The sequence below is a fragment of the Pseudoalteromonas sp. SW0106-04 genome, from assembly GCF_001293805.1.
GTDB lineage: Bacteria > Pseudomonadota > Gammaproteobacteria > Enterobacterales > Alteromonadaceae > Pseudoalteromonas > Pseudoalteromonas ruthenica.
The window spans coordinates 350,642-368,621 of sequence record NZ_BCAI01000001.1 but is presented as its reverse complement, the minus strand read 5'-3'; the positions used below and the strand labels follow the sequence as shown (position 1 = coordinate 368,621).

Sequence of the window (17,980 nt, the reverse complement as noted above, 5' to 3'; positions counted from 1 at the left end):
AAAAGTTGTTCGCCATGTCTAGCTCATGCTTTACCCTTAATGTACATGGCCCACTAACACTTAGCTACAATTAGTTACCTCGCAATTTAAGGCTCCAGTGAGCATTTCCTTGCAAAAATTGCGCCTAGTGTTTATTCCCTGAACATAGATTGCCATACTTATAGGAAAATCACTCGTTAATAGGGAAATTGATGAAGAAGATACTTTTTGTCCTACCATTTATCTTTCCATGTAGCGCTTCTCTGGCTGCGCAAAAGTGTGACTTTATCGGCAAAGATAAGCTTATTTATGAAATTGCCAAACCTCTGATGCCTTTGGAGTGTAAAACATCCGGCAATGCTTATCGCCTTACCGGCGAGGGCATCAATATTGAAATCAGCTCATATACAAACAAAGAGATGCTTGATGATGAGATGACTGTTGACGGCGAGCGCCTGACCTTCAATCAGCTTTACAGTGCAACTCAATCACCCGAGCCAAGTATTACAAACGACTATATAGAGCTGCGCCGCGAGTTTCTTGCCACAGTTGAAAGCTCAGGCATTGTAAAAAGGGATATTGGCAATTTCTATTATGAGCTTGGTGCGATTGACACACAGTACAAGCATTTCATTACATTTGTTCCCAACAGCAAGCCTGAGACCTATTTCGGCATTGGAACAAATAGCAATTCGAGCGTATTTATCAAATTAATGTTTAATAAAAAAGGAGACGAGGCTGATGGCCAGTAAGTACACGGATGTAAGTAAAGATGAGATTACAATAATTGCTCAAGGGAGCCCTCTTACCAACTAAAGGTAACAATTTAAGGTCTATTAAAACACTATTTCTGAACCTCGCGGCACACATTAAGCTGTTTCACTATACGCTTCATTGCCTTTTAGCCCTCGCCTAAGCAGGCACAACTTACTTCACCTAAGCCTTGCTCATGCTTTACACTAAATGCATGTAACCTGTGAACACTTAGCCGTCATGAATTACCTCGCGCATTTATTTTTGGCCCAAAACACAGCGGATTCCCACTTTGGTAATCTGCTTGGCGACTTTCGCCGTGGTGTTAGTACCGAGCAATTGCCTCGGCCTGTGTATTTGGGATTACAAAATCATTTATTGGTGGATAAGTTCACCGATAACAATGAGCAGGTCAGGCAGGCCAAGCAGTTGTTCTCACCTCAGCGCCGCCGCTTTGCCGGAGTGGCATTAGATGTGTTGTTCGATCACTTTCTTATTCGCCATTGATCGCGCTTCAGTAGCACGGAGTTTGCTAACTTTCGCAATCACGCCTACACGCTGCTACTAAGGCGTCAGTCGCATATGCCCCAAGCCATGCGACAGGTGGTTGCGCGTATGAGCGACCAAGACTGGTTTAGCACCTATGCCCACTTAGACGGGGTGGCTTTGGCGCTGGATAACATTGCCAAACGTATCCGCTTTAACAATGAGTTTGCTGGCAGCATTAACGATATTGAGCAACATATTGAGCAGTTTGAGGCGGTGTTTTTACACTTTTTCCCGCTGTTGCTCGCTCACGTCAAACGTCATAGCGTCGAAGCCAGCTCTAAAACGCAGTAATGACAGCTACCCAAACGAGCGCATAGATGATTAATGCCACGAGTACAGCGGCCGACCCTAAATCTTTTGCCCGTCCAGATAAAGGATGAATATCTAACCCTACTCTATCGACGATCACTTCAATTGCGGTATTTAATATTTCAGCAAACATCACAAAAAGTGTAGCCCCAATCACAGCTATCCATTGATATATACCGGCTTGTAACACACCAAGCGCGACTAATGATACCAGTAGTAATGTCACCTCTTGCTTAAATGCTGATTCGTTTTTTATTAACCAAGAAAGAGCTCTTAACGAGTGTCGCAATGCGAAGACAATTCGCTTGAACCCTTTTGGCTTCTTGTTGTTGTCAAAGCGCATAGTCAACCTTCTCTCGTTTTATCATGGTGTGGTAATTCATTACTTAGGTTGTGGCAGTTGATATAAGCGCTTTTGATACGCCATCGTGCTATATAAGGCATGGGCCAACGCTTTATTTTTCAAAGTGACCAACTTATTGCCCGTTGATAACGATGTTTGCGTTTTTGATGCTTTGTTATAAGACCAATAACTAGCCCTTTGACCAGGCATTAATACCACCGCTTTATCATTCTCTAAGTATGCAAAGTTGTCGTAATACTGCATCAGCGCTCTTTCCACTGGATAATGCTTTGTAAGATCAAACCCAGTCATAGGCGTTGCTGCTTCAATACCTGCTAAGGATAGTAAAGTCACTGGCAAGTCTATTTGACTGACAAGCCGATCATCTTGAATGCCGTCAAAAGGAGAATTGAGAATAACGCCGGGAATATGAAAGGATTTAATTGGCACTGGCTCACGCCCATACACCCTAACATCATGATCTGCAACGATAAGAAACACAGTATCCTGCCAATATTCACTGTGTTTTGCACGCTCAATGAATTGACCAAGCGCCATATCGGCATATTTTATCGCCAAATCTCGCTTAACATGTTCATTGGTACCGACCGCATCGAGGACGACTTTATTCTCTGGAATATCAAAGGGGTCATGATTACTAGAAGTAAAAATAAGACTAAAAAAAGGTCGTTGCTGCTGCGCTAAATAAGAGAGTTCTTTATCTGCTTGAATAAATAAATCTTCGTCACTGACCCCCCAAGAGGACGTAAACTGAGGCTCGGCAATATCATTCATATCGACAATATCCTGAAACCCATTCCCTAGAAAGAAGCTTTTCATATTATCGAAGTGGCTCTCGCCACCATAAATGAACTGTGTCATATAACCGTGCCTAGCAAGCAGCTGAGCAATGGTAAAGAATTGCTTCTGAGACTTTGATAGCTTCACCACTGAACGTGAAGGCGATGGTAAAAAGCCACTAATAACCGCTTCAATGCCTCGCACCGAGCGCGTGCCCGTTGCATAAAGGCTATGAAATCCCCATCCTTGAGCGTATAAATTATCCAGTTGTGGGGTTAATCCTTTACCACCCAAGGCGCCAACAAACCGCGCTCCCAGACTTTCCTCTAAAATAATAACCACGTTTTTACTTTGACCTTGGTGGTAAGGAGCATTAACCGTGAGTGTAGGGATATGCTCATCGCCCATTGAGGAACGAAAAGTGGATGACTTCATTATCTTAACAACCTGCTCCTCTGCCATCGCCCCGTACAAGGTCTGCGCGCTGCGTTCCGAGGCCATATTTTTGGCTGCAAAAACCACACTGTATGACGAGTTCAAAATGAGTGAATTCACTAAAGCGTCTTGAGAGAAATAAACTAGTGCAGGGTTTAAAGGACGATGTGCAAACGTACCTCGAGCTAAAACCGCCAGCGTAACTACCGTGACTAAGACTGCGAATACGCTGAAGCGACGAGACTGATGTTGGCAATAAGGACGTGGTATATAACGGATTGTAGCAATGGCGAAAATCAAGGCCAGAATGAGTGAGATTGCTGCCGCGAGAAAGTGCCCATTCGCAAGCATGGATAGAACCTCTTTGGGGTATTGCACATATTCTATGAATAATCGATTTGGTCGAACGTCATACTGCAAGATAAATGCTGGTGTTGCGGCTTCGACCAACACAATTGTCGCAATAGTAAGTGCCGCATAAGCCTTTAATAAAATAAATAAAACGTATTTCAATTTGCGTGGTGCCATCAAGTACACCACATTGATGATTAATAGTGGCAGAGCTATATAAGCAATACTGCTCAGGTCAATACGCACACCACCTAGTAATACCAACCCCCACTGACCTACTTCCAAGCGCTCATGTTGCCAGAGCATTAAACCGAGCCGAGTAGCCACAAAAATTACTGCTAAAGTAGTTACGAATAAAATAAAGGGGGCAAATTGCCGTATGTATAATTTGAGCATGTCATCGCATTAAAGAGAATTCGTGCGACTAACATAAAATGTGAAACTTAAGTGAAGCTTATGGCGATGAGAAAACAGTAGAAATGCGAACGCGGTAGACAAAAAAATACCCAAGCTCAAGCTCAGGTATTTCTTATTGCAAGTGAGCGTATGCGCTCAATTACATCACAGATTAGCGCCGTAATTAAACAGCAGTAACTTGTGTAGCTTGTGGGCCTTTAGCGCCTTGTTCAACAGTGAACTGAACTTCTTGGCCTTCTTGCAAAGTGCGGTAGCCGTCATCAGAAACGATAGCGCGGAAATGTACGAATACGTCTTTGCCGCCATCAGTAGGAGTGATGAAACCGAAACCTTTGCTCTCGTCGAACCATTTAACTGTACCAGTTGTATTAGACATAGTGTCTCCAAAATCTTTTAAATATAAATGTGCGCTGTTAACAGACGCGGTAATGCCAAACTAAGTACTAGCTAACACGAACGGCTTGGTGCTTAAATTCGGGTGGAACACTAACTGGATAGGACTCACGAAGAACTGAAGGACAAAAGCAAATATCGAATCTGGGTAGAACTCATCAGACAGGGGCACCTTAACACAGGCACTAGGGTTTACCTAATGTTATTTCAATTATCTGCGCCAATGTTATTTCAATTATCTGCGCCAAGCTCAGCACCTGACATATTTTGTAACAGCCTTTTATCGCAGCGCTGTCGCAATTGTAAGTACCCTTGTTATGATGTAACAGCTTCTAAAAAAAGGGTTACCAAAGATGAGAAAAATAACCACCTTGGCACTCGCCATGGCTGCAACGCTGGCCCCGTGGGTGTCAGCCTATGAAACTGAAGACACACGCTTATTGCGCTTTCCTGATATTCACAACGAACACGTCACCTTCATTTACGCTGGCGATGTGTATGTAGCAAACACCGAAACCGGTGCCAGCCAGCGCCTGACCGATCATATCGGCTTTGAAACTTTCCCTAAATTCTCCCCAGATGGCCAACGGATCGCCTTTGCCGCCGAGTACAATGGCAGCCGACAAATCTACGTCATTAACCGTGATGGTTCCGGCCTTAAACAGCTTACCTATTACAACGATGTTGGCCCTATGCCACCGCGTGGCGGTTTCGATTACCGGGTGCTTGATTGGACACCCGATGGTAAACATGTGGTATTTCGGGCTAACCGCACTCCTTGGGGTAAACGCATGGGCCGCCCATACATGGTGCCTGCCGATGGTGGCCTAGAGCAGCCTCTGGCTATTCCTGAAACCGGGGGTGGCATGCTAAGCCCAGATGGCAGCAAATATGTATACACCCCGATTGATCGTGAATTTCGTACCTGGAAACGCTCGCGCGGCGGTCGTGCCCAAGATGTATGGGTGTATGATTTAGAACAAAACAGTTCCAAGCAGCTGACCACAGATCGCGCCACCGATCAGCAGCCAACTTGGGTGGGCGATAATATCTACTTTGTCTCCGATCGCGACTACACCTTAAACCTGTATCAATACCGTGAAGGCGAAGCGCCTAAAAAGCTCACCACCCATGAGGACTTCGATGTGCTGTGGCCATCAGCTGGCCCCAACGCGGTGGTGTACGAAAATGGCGGTTATTTGTATCGCTTCGACCCCACAACCGAGCAAAGCAATAAACTCACCATTAATGTGGCTGGCGTGCGCCAATATGCCATGCCTTACAGCAAAAATGTGAGCGACTTTATCGACTCTATGTCGCTGTCTCATGATGGCAAACGGGCCTTGTTTACCGCCCGAGGCGAGCTATTTAGCGTCCCCGCTCAAAAAGGCCCAACTCGTAACCTTTCCTACACCCCTAAAGGTCGAGAAATAGACGCCAGTTGGTCGCCCAACGGCCGCTATATTGCCTACATGAGCGACGAATCCGGTGAATATGAGATTTATTTGCAGGACCGCGCGGATAATAACGCCGTTAAGCAACTGACCAGTAATGGCACCATTTGGCGCTTTACCCCCATCTGGTCGCCCGACAGCTCTAAGCTGCTTTTTGCCGATAAAAACCACACGTTATGGTGGCTAGATGCGCAATCAGGCAAGCAGCATAAAATTGATACCAGTATCTATGATGAAGAGGGCATTCGTCAGTACACTTGGTCACCTAATAGCGAAGACATTGTCTATGTTAAAAACAATGAAAACCGCTACGGCTCGTTATGGCATTACAATACCGACGAGCAAGACGTGACTCGCCTGACCGACGAGATGACCAATGAGCACAGCCCCACTTTCTCACCGGATGGCAACTACCTGTATTTCACCTCTGAGCGCGACTTTAACTTAGCCTTTAGCAGCTACGAGTTCGATTACATGTTTAACCGCGCCACACGCATCTACGCTGCGGCGGTGAACACTGATATAACGCCATTGGTTGCATTGCAAAGTGACGAAACAACCATAGTGAGTGACGACGATGCGCAAAGCGATGCCGACAATGGCAACCAACTGCAAAGCTCGGGCTTTATGCAACGCGTGACCGCGCTAAACGCGCCCTCGGGCGATTATCGCTCACTGCATGGCGTTGACGGTGGCGTGTTGGTGATGGCTAACGGCGCCTTGCAACTTCTTGGCACCGAGCACGATAGCGAGCTGAAAACCGTGGCCAAGGGCGTTAGCAGCTATACGGTATCGGCAAATGGCGAACACCTGTTAGTGCGCGCTGGCGATAACTACAGCATTATTGCGCCTAAACCAGAGCAAGATTTAAGCGCCACAAAATTGGATTTAACCAATATGACGCTGAAAATCGACCCTCAGCTTGAGTGGCAACAAATGTATGTGGAAGGCTGGCGCACCCTGCGCGATTGGTTTTACGATGAAAATCACCACGGTCAGGACTGGGATGCCATTGTTAAGAAGTACCAAGGCATGGCCAATGCCGTGGCCCACCGCGCTGATTTAGATTATGTTCTCAGTGAAATCGCCGGGGAAATTAACGCCGGCCATATTTATGTGCAATCCGGCGATATGCCCAAAGCCGAGCGTAAAAACCATGGTCTACTGGGTGCCAAACTAGCCAGCCACCGCTCTGGCTATGTGCAAATTGAGCACATTTTCCAAGGCGAGAACTGGCACGAAAACTTCCGCTCTCCGCTTGGCACCACCGGTGTGAAAGCCAGCAAAGGCGACTTTATCATCGCCGTTAATGGTCGCTCAGTAAAAACAGTAGCGAACTTCTATGAGCTGTTGGAGAACACTCAGGGTGAGCAAGTTGAGCTGGTGCTTAACGACAAACCGAGTAGCAAGGGGGCATGGCAAGTCAGTGTCGAGCCGGTAGCCAGCGAGCAAGGGCTACGTTATTTGCATTGGGTAAACACCCGCGCCGCTTATGTTGATAAGCTCTCTGACGGGCGTATTGGTTATGTGCACTTGCCGAATACCCATTATGAAGGTAACCGCGCCATGTTTAAAAATTACATGCCGCAAACCACCAAAGACGCCATGATCATTGATGATCGTTATAATGGCGGTGGGTTTATCCCCGAACATATGATCACCTGGTTGGCTCGCAAGCCCCTTAACTATTGGAAGCGCCGTGGTGTCGAGCCGACAAAAACGCCGCAGTTTGCGCACGATGGACCAAAAGCCATGCTGATCAACGGCTATTCCAGCTCCGGCGGTGACGCCCTACCCTATTACTTCCGTCAAGCAGGGTTAGGTAAACTGATTGGTACCCGCACCTGGGGCGGCCTCATTGGGATCTCGGGTAATCCCAGCCTAGTGGATGGCGGCCAAGTGATTGCCGCGACCTTCCGGATTTTAGATAACGAAGGCAATTGGATTATCGAAAATGAGGGAGTCACCCCTGATATAAAGGTGATTGATCGCCCAGAGCTTATTTACAAAGGCCAAGACCCATCGATTGAACGTGCGGTTGAAGAGCTGTTAAAAGAGCTTAAAGCGAATCCGAAAAAACCACTGAGTGTGCCGCCGGCGCCCAGTGAGTTTTAATTCACCTTAACCAATGAAAAGGGCGCAAATCGCGCCCTTTTACATATAAAGGAGTTGGCTAACTGTTATCCACATGCCTTTTTATTAGCACTGTTGGTTCACGGTTTCCATGTATTTAAGCACTTTGCGCTTTCTTCGATGTAAACGTCTTAGTATCAGGGCACTCACGAAGGCTAACCTGCTGTTAAGTAACCATAAAGACAGGCTATTAAGGCTCAAAAAAACCACTGCTAATGTGGGTGGGTATGAGTTAAGCTCGGCACCAGCTAAAACAAACATAGGTGCACAATAAAACAGAGTAACACTGCCAACTTACAGTATGGCAAAACGCCTACCTTACCTCGAGACAACATCCATCCCACTGCGCACACTATGAGTATCCCTAGCATAGTAGCCATATACCATGCTTTAAGGCGTTGATCTAAAGAGAAAACTATATTGACAGTGATCGATATCGCCGTATAACAAAACACCAACGCCATGATGCAGGCGACTAATGTCAAAGAATACCTCAGCTTAGGAATGAACTCATTTATTGGCAAATCTTCGGCTTTCATTATTCACACGCTCATTTTTAGTTTTCGAGAGCTCTTTCACCATTAGCGTATGGGTAAGAAGTTAGAGGTCATTTGCAGGTTTGCTCACACTATAAAGTACCCCAACCAAACTTCAATATGCAGCAGGTTGCGAGCCTAAGTCTATAACTTGTTTTTTTTCTAGCGCACCACAAAGTCAAAATAGGTATCTGGATAGGGTTGGGGTTTTAAGGAAAAGTGCCACCATTCCATCGCGTAGGGGGCAAAGCCCTGTGCAGTCATGAGGTCACGTAGTAGATAGCGATTGTTGCGCTGTTGCGCACTGATACGCGGATCATCAGTATTTGATATCGGGTCAAACATATCAAACGCCGAGCCCATATCCAACTCCTCACCGGAAGCCATGTCGACTAAGGTTAAATCAACGGTTGCGCCTCGGCTATGGCCCGACTTTGCGGCAATGTAATCACCAAGTAACACGCCCTTATCCAGATTCGGATAATAATGTGCTTTGGTATCTTGTGCGCTGGTATCGCTCACCCAGCGGACAAAATGATCAACGGCGCGCTGTGGTCGATAACAATCAAACACTTTCAGGGTCATGCCCTGTTGCAGAGCCTTTTTTTGTACCTTGGCTAGCGCTTTAGCGGCACGTTGATGGAGCAGACATTTAGGTGCCAAGTAACCATCGATAGTCGTACCAACAAAGTTATCCCGACCAAAATAACGGATATCTTTTTGAATACTTGGCGCGATATCAGCAATGGCGACAAATTCACTCGGCTTCGCTGCCACAGGGTTGATAGTAGCGCAGGCAAACACAGCAGCACCGATGACACACCCTTTCATAACCTTTCATTCCTGTTGTTGCCCAAAGCGATAAAATCAACAATACCCTATTCCATCGCTAAGGAAAACCACCGCTCATGCGAGACTCAGCGATGCACATGTTCGTTGAGGTTAGCGCTTTGACAGCGCGCCAGTGCCGCCTGCATGGACGCACTGGCGCTTTCGCCTTGGTGAACAGTTCGCGCGGGTAAGCTCAAGTTTAAATAGTCGGCGCTGTAGCGCACTAACTGGGCTAGGCTGTCATCTTTTATGTGTGTATAGCGTACTCTTAGTTGCTGCTCAGTGTGGCGCACTGGTTGGTGTTGTTGCTTATCGAGCATTGCGTGCAGATATGCAGCCAAGGTATGGCGGTCAGGGTCAGCAGACTGTGCAACTAACGCATCTATATCGGCAAGTAATCGCGCTCCGCGCTCGCTCTGCTCGTTTAACAACAGCGCTAGAGTCAAGTTCATCGCTGCATTCAATTGACTTAATGCGAGATTATGCTGCTCTTTTAAAAAAGTGGCTTTACGAAAATCCCCCACAGCTCCTTTAATATCACCCAAACTTAACTTTAACATACCCATATTATTGGCAAGACTGGCGCTTAAAGCATCATTTGGATGGGCTTGTAAAATGGCTGCTGCGCGGTCGTAATAACTTTGCGCCAACTGATAAGACTGCCGATGACGGGCAACAATCAACATATTATTAAGATAGATAGCGCGATAAATAGGTCGTGATTCGGTTGTAAATGCGCATTGGTAGGCGTGCTCTGCATCGGTTAATAGCTGGTTTTTCTTAAGCCAAATACCCAATAAATTATAGCTACGACTCAGCTGCTGCGTTTTGCTATCACCAAGGGCTAAAAGACTGTCGATAAGATCGCGCGCCTGGCTAAAGTTATTACTGAATATGGCCGCTTGAGCAGCCGCGAAATACCAGCGAAAGCGCACCGACGTCGGCACAGAGCCGAAGCTATCGTTATATTGTTGATATAGAGCCAATGTTTGCTGCGGGCGCTCACGCGCATGGCTTTCGGCCCGCACCAGCACGTCATTTAATTGCATGGAGGTTAACGTTGCAGCTAACACTATTAAGCTGGGAACTACGGCCATAAACGCACTCTGTTATTGTCGTCACCGTCAAAGTATAGAAACATTTTACCATTTCAGTTATGACAATAATTCAATTCGCACGTTAGCTGCGCGATGCCCCGGCTCACAGCCAGACATCGCGCGCTACTTAAGGCAGTAATTTATCTATCTGCCGCCAATCAATAATTTTAAAGTTTTGTGGTTGTTGCGGCATACGGTTATAACCATCTTGAACAACCAGCACGCCTTGAGGGTAACCTGGTAAGGCATGGGCGGTGACCGTTAGTCCATCTGTTTCCGATACACCATCTATGCCTTTTTCAATATTAGCCGTTACCGTAAACGTCACTAATCGCGTTAGCGTCGGCTCTAAGCGCGTACCCTCTATGCGATAAAGCACATAGCTGTTATCACCCTGACTGGATACCACCAGCAATCGTGTGCCATCGTCACGATGATAAATCTCCATGCCCTCAACATCGGCAACAAGGTGACTATCTAGCTGTTGTATACGCTTTGCCATGGTGCCAGCATCAGGCTCAGCGCCGATAAACCAAATACCCGCATCTTCCTCACCCATAAATAGTTGCCCGGATTGATCGTCAGCGCTGCAGCCTTCAGGCTGGCTTGGCAATGAGAACTGGCGTACACGTTGACCGTGAACCTCAGTGTCTTGCACGCTAATACGGTACTGTTGATAGGTGCCATTTTTGTCATTCACAAACACATACTGACCACTTTGCGCGCTGTACATACACAGGCCATAAATTTCTGTTAGGTTAGTGGCAATATCACTGAGCTGCTGTACCTGCCCATCGGTGCTCACGGTAAACAAACTAATGCTATTGCTGCTGCGGTTACTTGCTGCAATTAACGTATGGGTGGCGTTATTGATACCTTGATGCTGGCGCACATCAACATTGTTCACCCGGCCCACAGCGAGCTGTTGCCGTAACTGACCATCAAGCCCATAGACCATTAAGCCACGACGTTTATCTGTGCCCAAAATCAGCGAGTGTTGCGCATTACTCGGATGGACCCAAATAGCGGGGTCGTCCGCCGCATCGCCAAAGGCGGCTACTGGCGTAGTTTCAGCGCTTGCGCTGACCTGTTGCAACCCTTTTGCATGCCTCGCAGGAACCTGTTTAGCACTGGGTAGCTGGGTGCTGATATAGCTATCGAGCTTATCGGCAAACAATACGGCTTGTTGTTGCCCTTGGCTGTTTGCGCCCACAGCAATGGCCTCAAGGCCTAACTCGGGACCCTCAAGATGCCAGTTTTGCAGCGTTTCACGCAGTGGGTCGTAGCGATACACCTGCTGGCGCTGACTGCTGGTAAAGTAGATATAGCCCTCGGAGTCGCTGCTGAGCGCCGCAATTTCCGGTGCCAGTTGTCCAAAGGGCGAGACCAAGGCGACAGGTGTTTTATCGGCCCGCGATTCGCTGTTGGCGTTTATCTTCCACACACCCAGCTCTGCCTCACCGATAAAGAGCTGCTGAGCCTGGTCGCTGACGGCACAGCCAGACGCTTCACTGACTCCAGCAAAAGTGCGAATCGGCAGCTGCATCGGCTGCGCAGCCTCTAGATCATACACTAGCGTTTGCGCAATAAGCCCGCGCACATCGGCAACAAATACCGATACCGTGCGCGTTTGCGCATCATGGTATAAACAGGCCGCTTCCGGCTGCGCTTGCGGCGGTGTTAGCCGTGACAGCTCATCAATCTGCCATTGAGCGCCATCATAATCTAACTGCCATACCACCACCGCATCGGCACTATTATCAATACTGGTTAGCACATAGCGCTGTGGGCTTAGCTGGCGTAAAGACAGGCCTTCATAATTACCAGCGAGCAACGGGGTGATTTGTTGTTGATGTTGCTCGAGCAGCAATAAGCCTTGGCTTTCACTGGCGAGTAGCCAGTGCCCGGTGTGCAACCACTGAGCCTGTGAGCCCTGCATATTATGTTGCTCACCGAGCTCCGTCACCGCCAAGCTTTCGCTGTAACTATGTTTAGTAAACAGGGTTAGCGCCATTAGCGCTGCCGCCATACTGACATTAACGAGCTTATTATTTTTAATGGTCATGTTTTTGCTCCTTATTACGGCGCAGTTGTTTATGTTGGTAACGCACTTCGCCTCGGTGATTAACCGCCGTCATCTGCAGTGCATCGGCATTAATTGAAAATGTTAAAAAGCCTGGGGTAGCTTCGGCGTAGCGCGTAAATTCTCGTTGCTCGACGCTGCGAGCTTCGCTGCCGCCGCCAGAAACATAATGCGCCAGATCACTGTGTTTAATTTGGTTATGTTGTAAGTCATGTTCATGGCCGGCTATATAGGCATCAACGCCATAGCGCTTCAGCAGCGGTGCTAACGTCTCAACCAAGCCGTTATCGCGACCATAGCGTTTGCCACTGGTGTAAATGGGGTGATGGCCCACAACGAGGGTCCATGCTGCGTCACTGCCCGCCAATTGCCGCTTTAGCCATGCGAGCTGTGGCCCTGGGTCTTGCCCTTGGGTGGCGCGGTACTTGGCGCGAGTGCGATAGTCACTGACTAGGGTATTGGTATCCAAAAACAACACCAGCACAGGCTCACCACTTGCTAACGTGAAGCGCTGGCTGTAATAGCGTGCCGGCATCTGCCAACGGCCACTGACGTTGCTGTAATCAATTTGCGCTTGGGCATTGCCTAAGTAGTCATGGTTGCCCAACACACTGTGCCACGGCACAAAACTATGAGGGCCGTGATATATCCGCTCAAAGGCACTTTGCCACAATGGATCCTGGGTACTGGCAACACCATCGGGATAAAAGTTATCGCCGGTGGAGATCACAAAGTCGCCATCTAGTTGGTACAAGGCAATCTCTAACTGGTGGGCAACGGGGCGCTGGTAAAAGTGCCCGTTGTGGCCCCAATCACCAATAACGGCAAAGTTGATGCTATCTGCCAAGGGCGCCAATCCTTCAATGCGCTGCTGTTGATAGAGCGCATCGCTATAAATGGGCGTGCTCTGGGCCAACAATGGCGGCGCTACGAGCAAGGCAATGAGAGTCATTAACTGCTTAATCATGTTCTTTCCTCATTAGCGTGGTGCATAACTCACCACGCCTAAATTTAAAAGGCGTAGCGCAACATCAATTGCACCACAGGCCCGGCCTGCTCCGACTCCAATTCGTATTCATCAAAGTCCCGTTCGATTTGCTGCTCTAAGGTATCGAACTTGTTGAATACTTCCTCTTTACTGGCATCCAGTAAGTTGGAGCCGACCATCCGTAGCGTCAGCTTTTGCCAACGTTTTTCTATAAACAGCTCAAGATCAGCGCCATAGTGCGTGCTTACCTCTTCACCGACAAAGCGCCCGAGGGCATCGCCTTGCTTGCGATAGGTAGCCCCGAAAGACGCGCCTAGCTGAGGAAAGTCATGAATAAATCCGAGGTTATAGACGTAATCTGATTGGTCGTTAAATTTACGCTCACCGAAAAAGTCTTCGACTTCACTATCAAGCCAAGAGTAATTCACAAATACCCCGGTATTGGGTAGCCCCAACGCGCCTAGGGGTGTCGATAAGTCGAGCTCGACGCCATACACCGTGCCATCACCGGTATTACGGGGTTGCAGCACAAAGGTGCCCTCGCCCTCGGCCCCTTGCATACCGGTATTGGCGATTTCAATTAAATCGCTGACATCACGATAAAACAGATTCACGCCCATCACCCCGGTCTTACCGAGACGATACTCATAACCTAGGTCGACGCCCCACGCCGACTCCGGCTCAAGTGCCGGGTTACCCAATAAGTCGTTGTCGGCTAACTCTTCCTCACGCAGCGCGGGGGTAATATAGTCAAAGTCCGGACGACGTAAGCTGCGCGCTAACGACGCGTTGATACGGCCGTTTTCTGCCACTTGCACGCGTATATGAGCGGAAGGCAAAATAAAGTCGTAATCGTTGTCGGTGCGCACCGCATCAACATGGTTGTCTACCTGCGAATCGGTGCTCTCCCAACGTACACCCAGCTCCCAAGCAAACTCCTGACTCTCGTGTTTAAGCAACGCAAAGACATCAAAACGCTGCTCTTGCACTGTGTTCACACCGCCGCTAACGGCCTCAAATGGCGCATCAAACGTGGCCAGCGACAGCGGCGACTGCGCGAATTGGTCCCAGCTGCTTTGCATGGTTTCTAATTCACTTTCAGAGGCGTAAATACCGGTATCCCGCTCTTTTTGCTGCCAAAACGCGCCAATTTGCCATTGTTTGCTATCGCTGTAGGGCTGACTGTGCTGCCATTGTAGTGTCCACTCTTTATCATCAATGTCGCTGCGCTCTTGCTCCTGCTCCAATACCATGGGTAATTCAGCGGTATCGAGCTCCACCTCTTGTTCAAATACCGACTCTTCAAAGCGCGCCACAGCCACCTTAAATTTACTGTTACCGCCAAAAAGTGGCTGGTTATAGCTGGAGCTCAGGCTGTAATTGGTCTGCTCAATATCGGCAATATTGGCATTATCGGTCAGCAAACTACCGCCGTTGGCCGCATCACCACTGGCCGCACTGGGGTGGTTATACTCATATGAGCGTTCATCTTCGCTGCGCTCGGTGTCGACCCAAATACCGCTGATATCAAAATAGGCGCCATCGTTAAAGGTGTATTCATAACTGGCGTTCAGTGAGGTGTCATCACCATCACGGGTATCGTCTTGATGTTCGCGATTATCGAAGCTTTGTTCACGGTAGTCGGGGTTGTTTTCCGGGCTATCACCGTAGCGAAAACTGGTCTTTTTCTTGGGGTTGTAGCGCCCTTGTAAATTGGCTCCCAGTAACAAGCGGCCGCCGCCAAGTTCGGTGCCATAGACACCACCTAGGCTTTCTTTAAATTCACCATCATCGTAGCGCAGGCCACCGGCGCGCAAATAGCCACCGTCTAGGCTATAGCCATCACGCAAAACGATATTCAGCGTACCGGCAATGGCATCGGCGGAGCGGTTAGCACTGGGCGAGCGGATGATCTCCACTCGTTCGATGAGCTCAGCGGGAATGCGATCAACAAAGAATGAGCGGTCGGCGCCAGCACCAGGTACTTCTTCGCCATTGATCAGCACCTTCGTATAGGCAGGACTCAAACCGCGCATACGCGCGCCGTCGGATTCCAGCACATCAGATAAAAAAGTCACACTCGGCACCCGTTTAAGGGCATCGCCAGCGGTCAGTGGTTCAAAGCGCTGAAAGTAATCTTGGTCATATTCCAAAGTGGGCGCTAGCTGCTGCGAGCGGTTGCGATAACCGATGTCGCCATACACCACCAGCTCCTCAGAGACTTTGACCTGTTTGTTGGCGTTTTCTTGAGCGCCATAGGCGCTGATATTGGTCAGCGCTAATGCCGCCACCAGCGCTTTTAGTTTAAAGCTTGTCATTGCTGTTTTCTCCTGCATGTCCTTGGTATGGCGCTAAGCTAAAAACCGCAGATGACAGCACTGTGACAGTCGCTGCTATCGTGCTGCCGAAGCGAGCTAAATGTGTCGCGTTATGGCTGCTTTTGAGCTGTAAAAACCCTACTCGCAGGGCAAAGAACGGGCGCTTGCACGGTGTTATCGCATGGCGTGGTCATGATGCTGTCATATCATTGAGCCAATATGACCCTGCCCATAGTGAAGTTGGCCCGCTAGCATAACCACACACTCATTAACTCAAGGTCTTTCATGCGCTTTAACCCATTTCGCACTCATCCCTTACTGGCTCATATAAGCATCGCTTGGCTGGTACTTGCCGCGCTACTCAGCTATCAGTTGGGGGAGCTCAAATACAGTGGTGATATTGCCTGGCTTGATATCCTTGGCGAAGGCGGCATTGTGCTCATGACATTAAGCTGGATTGTCGCGCTACTAGTGTCCCGGCCACCGGGGAAGGTCACAACCTTGCTGGTGCTAGGGCTGGGGCTATTTATGTTTTCTGCATCATTAGACTTGCTTGATGAGTGGTTACACCAGCCCAGTCGCTATTGGTTAAGTTGGATTGAGTCTCTGCCTGCACCCATAGGCATGTTATTCACCAGCGCCGGACTGTATTGGTGGCATCAAGAGCAGTTTGTGCTGAACCGCCAACTGGCTCGCCGTGAGGCACACATGCGCGACCATCAAAAAGTGTGCCCGGTCACCGGATTATATCGTATTCAGTATGTGCAAAAAGTCTTCGATAGCAGCCGCGAGAGCGATACTAAATGCTGTATCGCCATGATTGATGTAGAGAGCTTTGCCACCGTCAACGCCCGCTTCGGCCTTGCCACCGGCGATCGATTACTGCGTGAGCTCAGCGATTTAATGGTGATGAATATTCGTATGGGTGATGTACTCAGTCGTTATGCCAGTGACAGTTTCATACTGCTTTTGCCCGCCACCACGAGTCGTCAATCACAGCAGCTTATCGCGCAGTTACAAAGCGCCATTCGCCACTGCGCCTTTCGCCTTGGCCCCCAAGGGCAAGCCCACTACATAAACACCTACAGCGCCGTTATTGAAACCGCAAAAGATGAGCCGTTGCCGCAGCTGTTGAGGCAGCTGCAACAGCAATTACAACAACAAAAACACCGACCAGGCCAGGGCGATGCCACGCTTTGCTCTTCAAGATAGAAAAGTCATTAGCAGTGAGGGGCTGATCAGTGCCATCGCCGAGCTGGCTCTGGCTCGTGGTGCTGATTTGCACAAGCTACTACGAGGCACGGGGATTTTTAGTGACGACTTACTCGACCCACACAGCCGTTTTAGTCATCATCAGCTAATGCGCTTACTGGCACAATACCAAGGCCAATTTCCTCACCCCGATGCGGGATTTTTATTAGGGCAACAACTGCTTAATGAACTGGGCACTGTCGGGCAAGCCTTGCTAAGCGCGCCTACTGTTGGCGAGAGCCTACGTATGCTGCAACGCCTCTACCAACACATTGCGCCACTGGTCCATGTTCGTTATCACCTTTATCAGCGCCAAGTGCATGTGTTTATTACGCCAACGCTGGCCCCAGAGAGTAAGGCAACCGAATTACTTATGCAGGCCTATAGCAGCGCTTTCTATGCGCTGTTAAAGCGCCTAAGCCAAGGCTATCCACACTGTCACTTTGATTTTGCCTGTAAGCGCCCACGCCATATGTATGAGTTTGAGCACAACCTTGGCACGCGCTTACGCTTTGCCCAGCCCGTATACAAATGGTCCTTTGCTGCCACGATGCTCAGATGCACTAACGACAATGCCAGTCTGTTGCGCTGGCAGCGTCTGCAAAGCCAACCTCATTGTGAGTCGCCGTCGTATTTCATCGCTGCGCTGTGCCAGTTGTTATCGCGCCAACCGCATCTTAGCTTAGCCGCTCTCGCGCAACATATGGCCATGAGCCCTGCCACTTTTAAGCGCAAACTCAAGGAGCATGGCTGGCGCTTTTCCCAATTACAACAACAACAGCAAACGCTTAGAGCGGTTTATTTACTTAGCATTCGTGATAAAGGCAACGATTATGTGGCGAATCGCTTAGCTTTTTACGACACCCCGAACTTTCGTCGCGCATTTAAGCGCTGGACCGGCCTCACTCCGAGCGAACTAAAAGAGTCAATGAGCCTGTAAAAAGGCATAGGGTAACGCC

13 protein-coding genes and 1 pseudogene are annotated in these 17,980 nt (G+C 48.8%); 6 read left to right on the top strand and 8 right to left on the bottom strand.

Annotation, left to right across the window (positions count from 1 at the left end; all coding sequences use genetic code 11):
- Positions 1-191 precede the first annotated feature (191 nt).
- The 3 genes and pseudogenes from W04_RS01665 to W04_RS19170 all read left to right on the top strand — a co-directional run.
- Positions 192-731 (top strand): hypothetical protein, encoded by a 540-nt coding sequence (locus W04_RS01665; RefSeq protein WP_053909540.1) that lies wholly within the window; start codon positions 192-194, stop codon positions 729-731.
- A 241-nt stretch (positions 732-972) separates the two neighbouring features.
- Positions 973-1,239: a hypothetical protein gene (locus W04_RS19175; RefSeq protein ID WP_306341145.1), complete on the top strand. Its 267-nt coding sequence runs from the start codon at positions 973-975 to the stop codon at positions 1,237-1,239.
- 12 nt (positions 1,240-1,251) lie between these two features.
- Positions 1,252-1,572: pseudogene (locus tag W04_RS19170) on the top strand (acyl carrier protein phosphodiesterase); the annotation flags it as partial.
- On the opposite strand, the gene W04_RS01655 reads toward W04_RS19170, so the two are convergent.
- The 3 genes from W04_RS01655 to W04_RS01645 form a co-directional block, all read right to left on the bottom strand.
- Positions 1,559-1,933 (bottom strand): diacylglycerol kinase, encoded by a 375-nt coding sequence (locus W04_RS01655; protein WP_053909539.1) that lies wholly within the window; start codon positions 1,931-1,933, stop codon positions 1,559-1,561. The pseudogene W04_RS19170 and the gene W04_RS01655 sit on opposite strands and share 14 nt — an antisense overlap.
- A 39-nt stretch (positions 1,934-1,972) precedes the next feature.
- Positions 1,973-3,847 (bottom strand): LTA synthase family protein, encoded by a 1,875-nt coding sequence (locus W04_RS01650; RefSeq protein ID WP_306341144.1) that lies wholly within the window; start codon positions 3,845-3,847, stop codon positions 1,973-1,975.
- Between the two features lie 253 nt (positions 3,848-4,100).
- The gene (locus W04_RS01645) at positions 4,101-4,313 is read right to left on the bottom strand and encodes a cold-shock protein (protein WP_022946139.1); all 213 of its coding nucleotides are present in this window, start codon (positions 4,311-4,313) and stop codon (positions 4,101-4,103) included.
- A 370-nt stretch (positions 4,314-4,683) separates the two neighbouring features.
- On the opposite strand from W04_RS01645, the gene W04_RS01640 reads away from it, so the two are divergent.
- On the top strand, positions 4,684-7,899 hold the full coding sequence (locus W04_RS01640) for a S41 family peptidase (RefSeq protein WP_053909538.1): 3,216 nt from the start codon (positions 4,684-4,686) through the stop codon (positions 7,897-7,899).
- Between the two features lie 716 nt (positions 7,900-8,615).
- Here the strand turns inward: W04_RS01640 and W04_RS01630 are convergent.
- From W04_RS01630 to W04_RS01610, 5 genes are all read right to left on the bottom strand, one after another.
- The gene (locus W04_RS01630; protein WP_053909536.1) at positions 8,616-9,284 is read right to left on the bottom strand and encodes a M15 family metallopeptidase; all 669 of its coding nucleotides are present in this window, start codon (positions 9,282-9,284) and stop codon (positions 8,616-8,618) included.
- An 86-nt stretch (positions 9,285-9,370) separates the two neighbouring features.
- Positions 9,371-10,381: a hypothetical protein gene (locus W04_RS01625; RefSeq protein ID WP_053909535.1), complete on the bottom strand. Its 1,011-nt coding sequence runs from the start codon at positions 10,379-10,381 to the stop codon at positions 9,371-9,373.
- 127 nt (positions 10,382-10,508) lie between these two features.
- Positions 10,509-12,446 carry a phytase gene (locus tag W04_RS01620; RefSeq protein ID WP_053909534.1) on the bottom strand — a complete coding sequence of 646 codons (1,938 nt, stop codon included), beginning with the start codon at positions 12,444-12,446 and terminating at the stop codon, positions 10,509-10,511.
- The gene (locus W04_RS01615; RefSeq protein ID WP_053909533.1) at positions 12,436-13,431 is read right to left on the bottom strand and encodes a metallophosphoesterase; all 996 of its coding nucleotides are present in this window, start codon (positions 13,429-13,431) and stop codon (positions 12,436-12,438) included. Before W04_RS01615 ends, W04_RS01620 begins: the two co-directional genes overlap by 11 nt.
- Positions 13,432-13,475: 44 nt before the next feature.
- Positions 13,476-15,770 carry a TonB-dependent siderophore receptor gene (locus tag W04_RS01610; protein ID WP_053909532.1) on the bottom strand — a complete coding sequence of 765 codons (2,295 nt, stop codon included), beginning with the start codon at positions 15,768-15,770 and terminating at the stop codon, positions 13,476-13,478.
- A 285-nt stretch (positions 15,771-16,055) separates the two neighbouring features.
- Between W04_RS01610 and W04_RS01600 the strand changes: the two genes are divergently transcribed.
- On the top strand, positions 16,056-16,982 hold the full coding sequence (locus tag W04_RS01600; protein WP_053909530.1) for a GGDEF domain-containing protein: 927 nt from the start codon (positions 16,056-16,058) through the stop codon (positions 16,980-16,982).
- Positions 16,957-17,961 carry an AraC family transcriptional regulator gene (locus tag W04_RS01595; RefSeq protein ID WP_053909529.1) on the top strand — a complete coding sequence of 335 codons (1,005 nt, stop codon included), beginning with the start codon at positions 16,957-16,959 and terminating at the stop codon, positions 17,959-17,961. The genes W04_RS01600 and W04_RS01595 overlap by 26 nt, the downstream gene beginning before the upstream one ends.
- Positions 17,962-17,980 lie beyond the last annotated feature (19 nt).

Excerpts from the sequence above, each read along its gene's own strand:
- W04_RS01620 (WP_053909534.1), bottom strand. The coding sequence starts at position 12,446 with ATGACCATTAAAAATAATAAGCTCGTTAATGTCAGTATGGCGGCAGCG.
- W04_RS01600 (WP_053909530.1), top strand. The coding sequence starts at position 16,056 with ATGCGCTTTAACCCATTTCGCACTCATCCCTTACTGGCTCATATAAGC.
- W04_RS01610 (WP_053909532.1), bottom strand. The coding sequence starts at position 15,770 with ATGACAAGCTTTAAACTAAAAGCGCTGGTGGCGGCATTAGCGCTGACC.
- W04_RS01645 (WP_022946139.1), bottom strand. The coding sequence starts at position 4,313 with ATGTCTAATACAACTGGTACAGTTAAATGGTTCGACGAGAGCAAAGGT.
- W04_RS01595 (WP_053909529.1), top strand. The coding sequence starts at position 16,957 with ATGCCACGCTTTGCTCTTCAAGATAGAAAAGTCATTAGCAGTGAGGGG.
- W04_RS01615 (WP_053909533.1), bottom strand. The coding sequence starts at position 13,431 with ATGATTAAGCAGTTAATGACTCTCATTGCCTTGCTCGTAGCGCCGCCA.
- W04_RS01640 (WP_053909538.1), top strand. The coding sequence starts at position 4,684 with ATGAGAAAAATAACCACCTTGGCACTCGCCATGGCTGCAACGCTGGCC.
- W04_RS19175 (WP_306341145.1), top strand. The coding sequence starts at position 973 with ATGAATTACCTCGCGCATTTATTTTTGGCCCAAAACACAGCGGATTCC.
- W04_RS01665 (WP_053909540.1), top strand. The coding sequence starts at position 192 with ATGAAGAAGATACTTTTTGTCCTACCATTTATCTTTCCATGTAGCGCT.
- W04_RS01625 (WP_053909535.1), bottom strand. The coding sequence starts at position 10,381 with ATGGCCGTAGTTCCCAGCTTAATAGTGTTAGCTGCAACGTTAACCTCC.
- W04_RS01630 (WP_053909536.1), bottom strand. The coding sequence starts at position 9,284 with ATGAAAGGGTGTGTCATCGGTGCTGCTGTGTTTGCCTGCGCTACTATC.
- W04_RS01655 (WP_053909539.1), bottom strand. The coding sequence starts at position 1,933 with ATGCGCTTTGACAACAACAAGAAGCCAAAAGGGTTCAAGCGAATTGTC.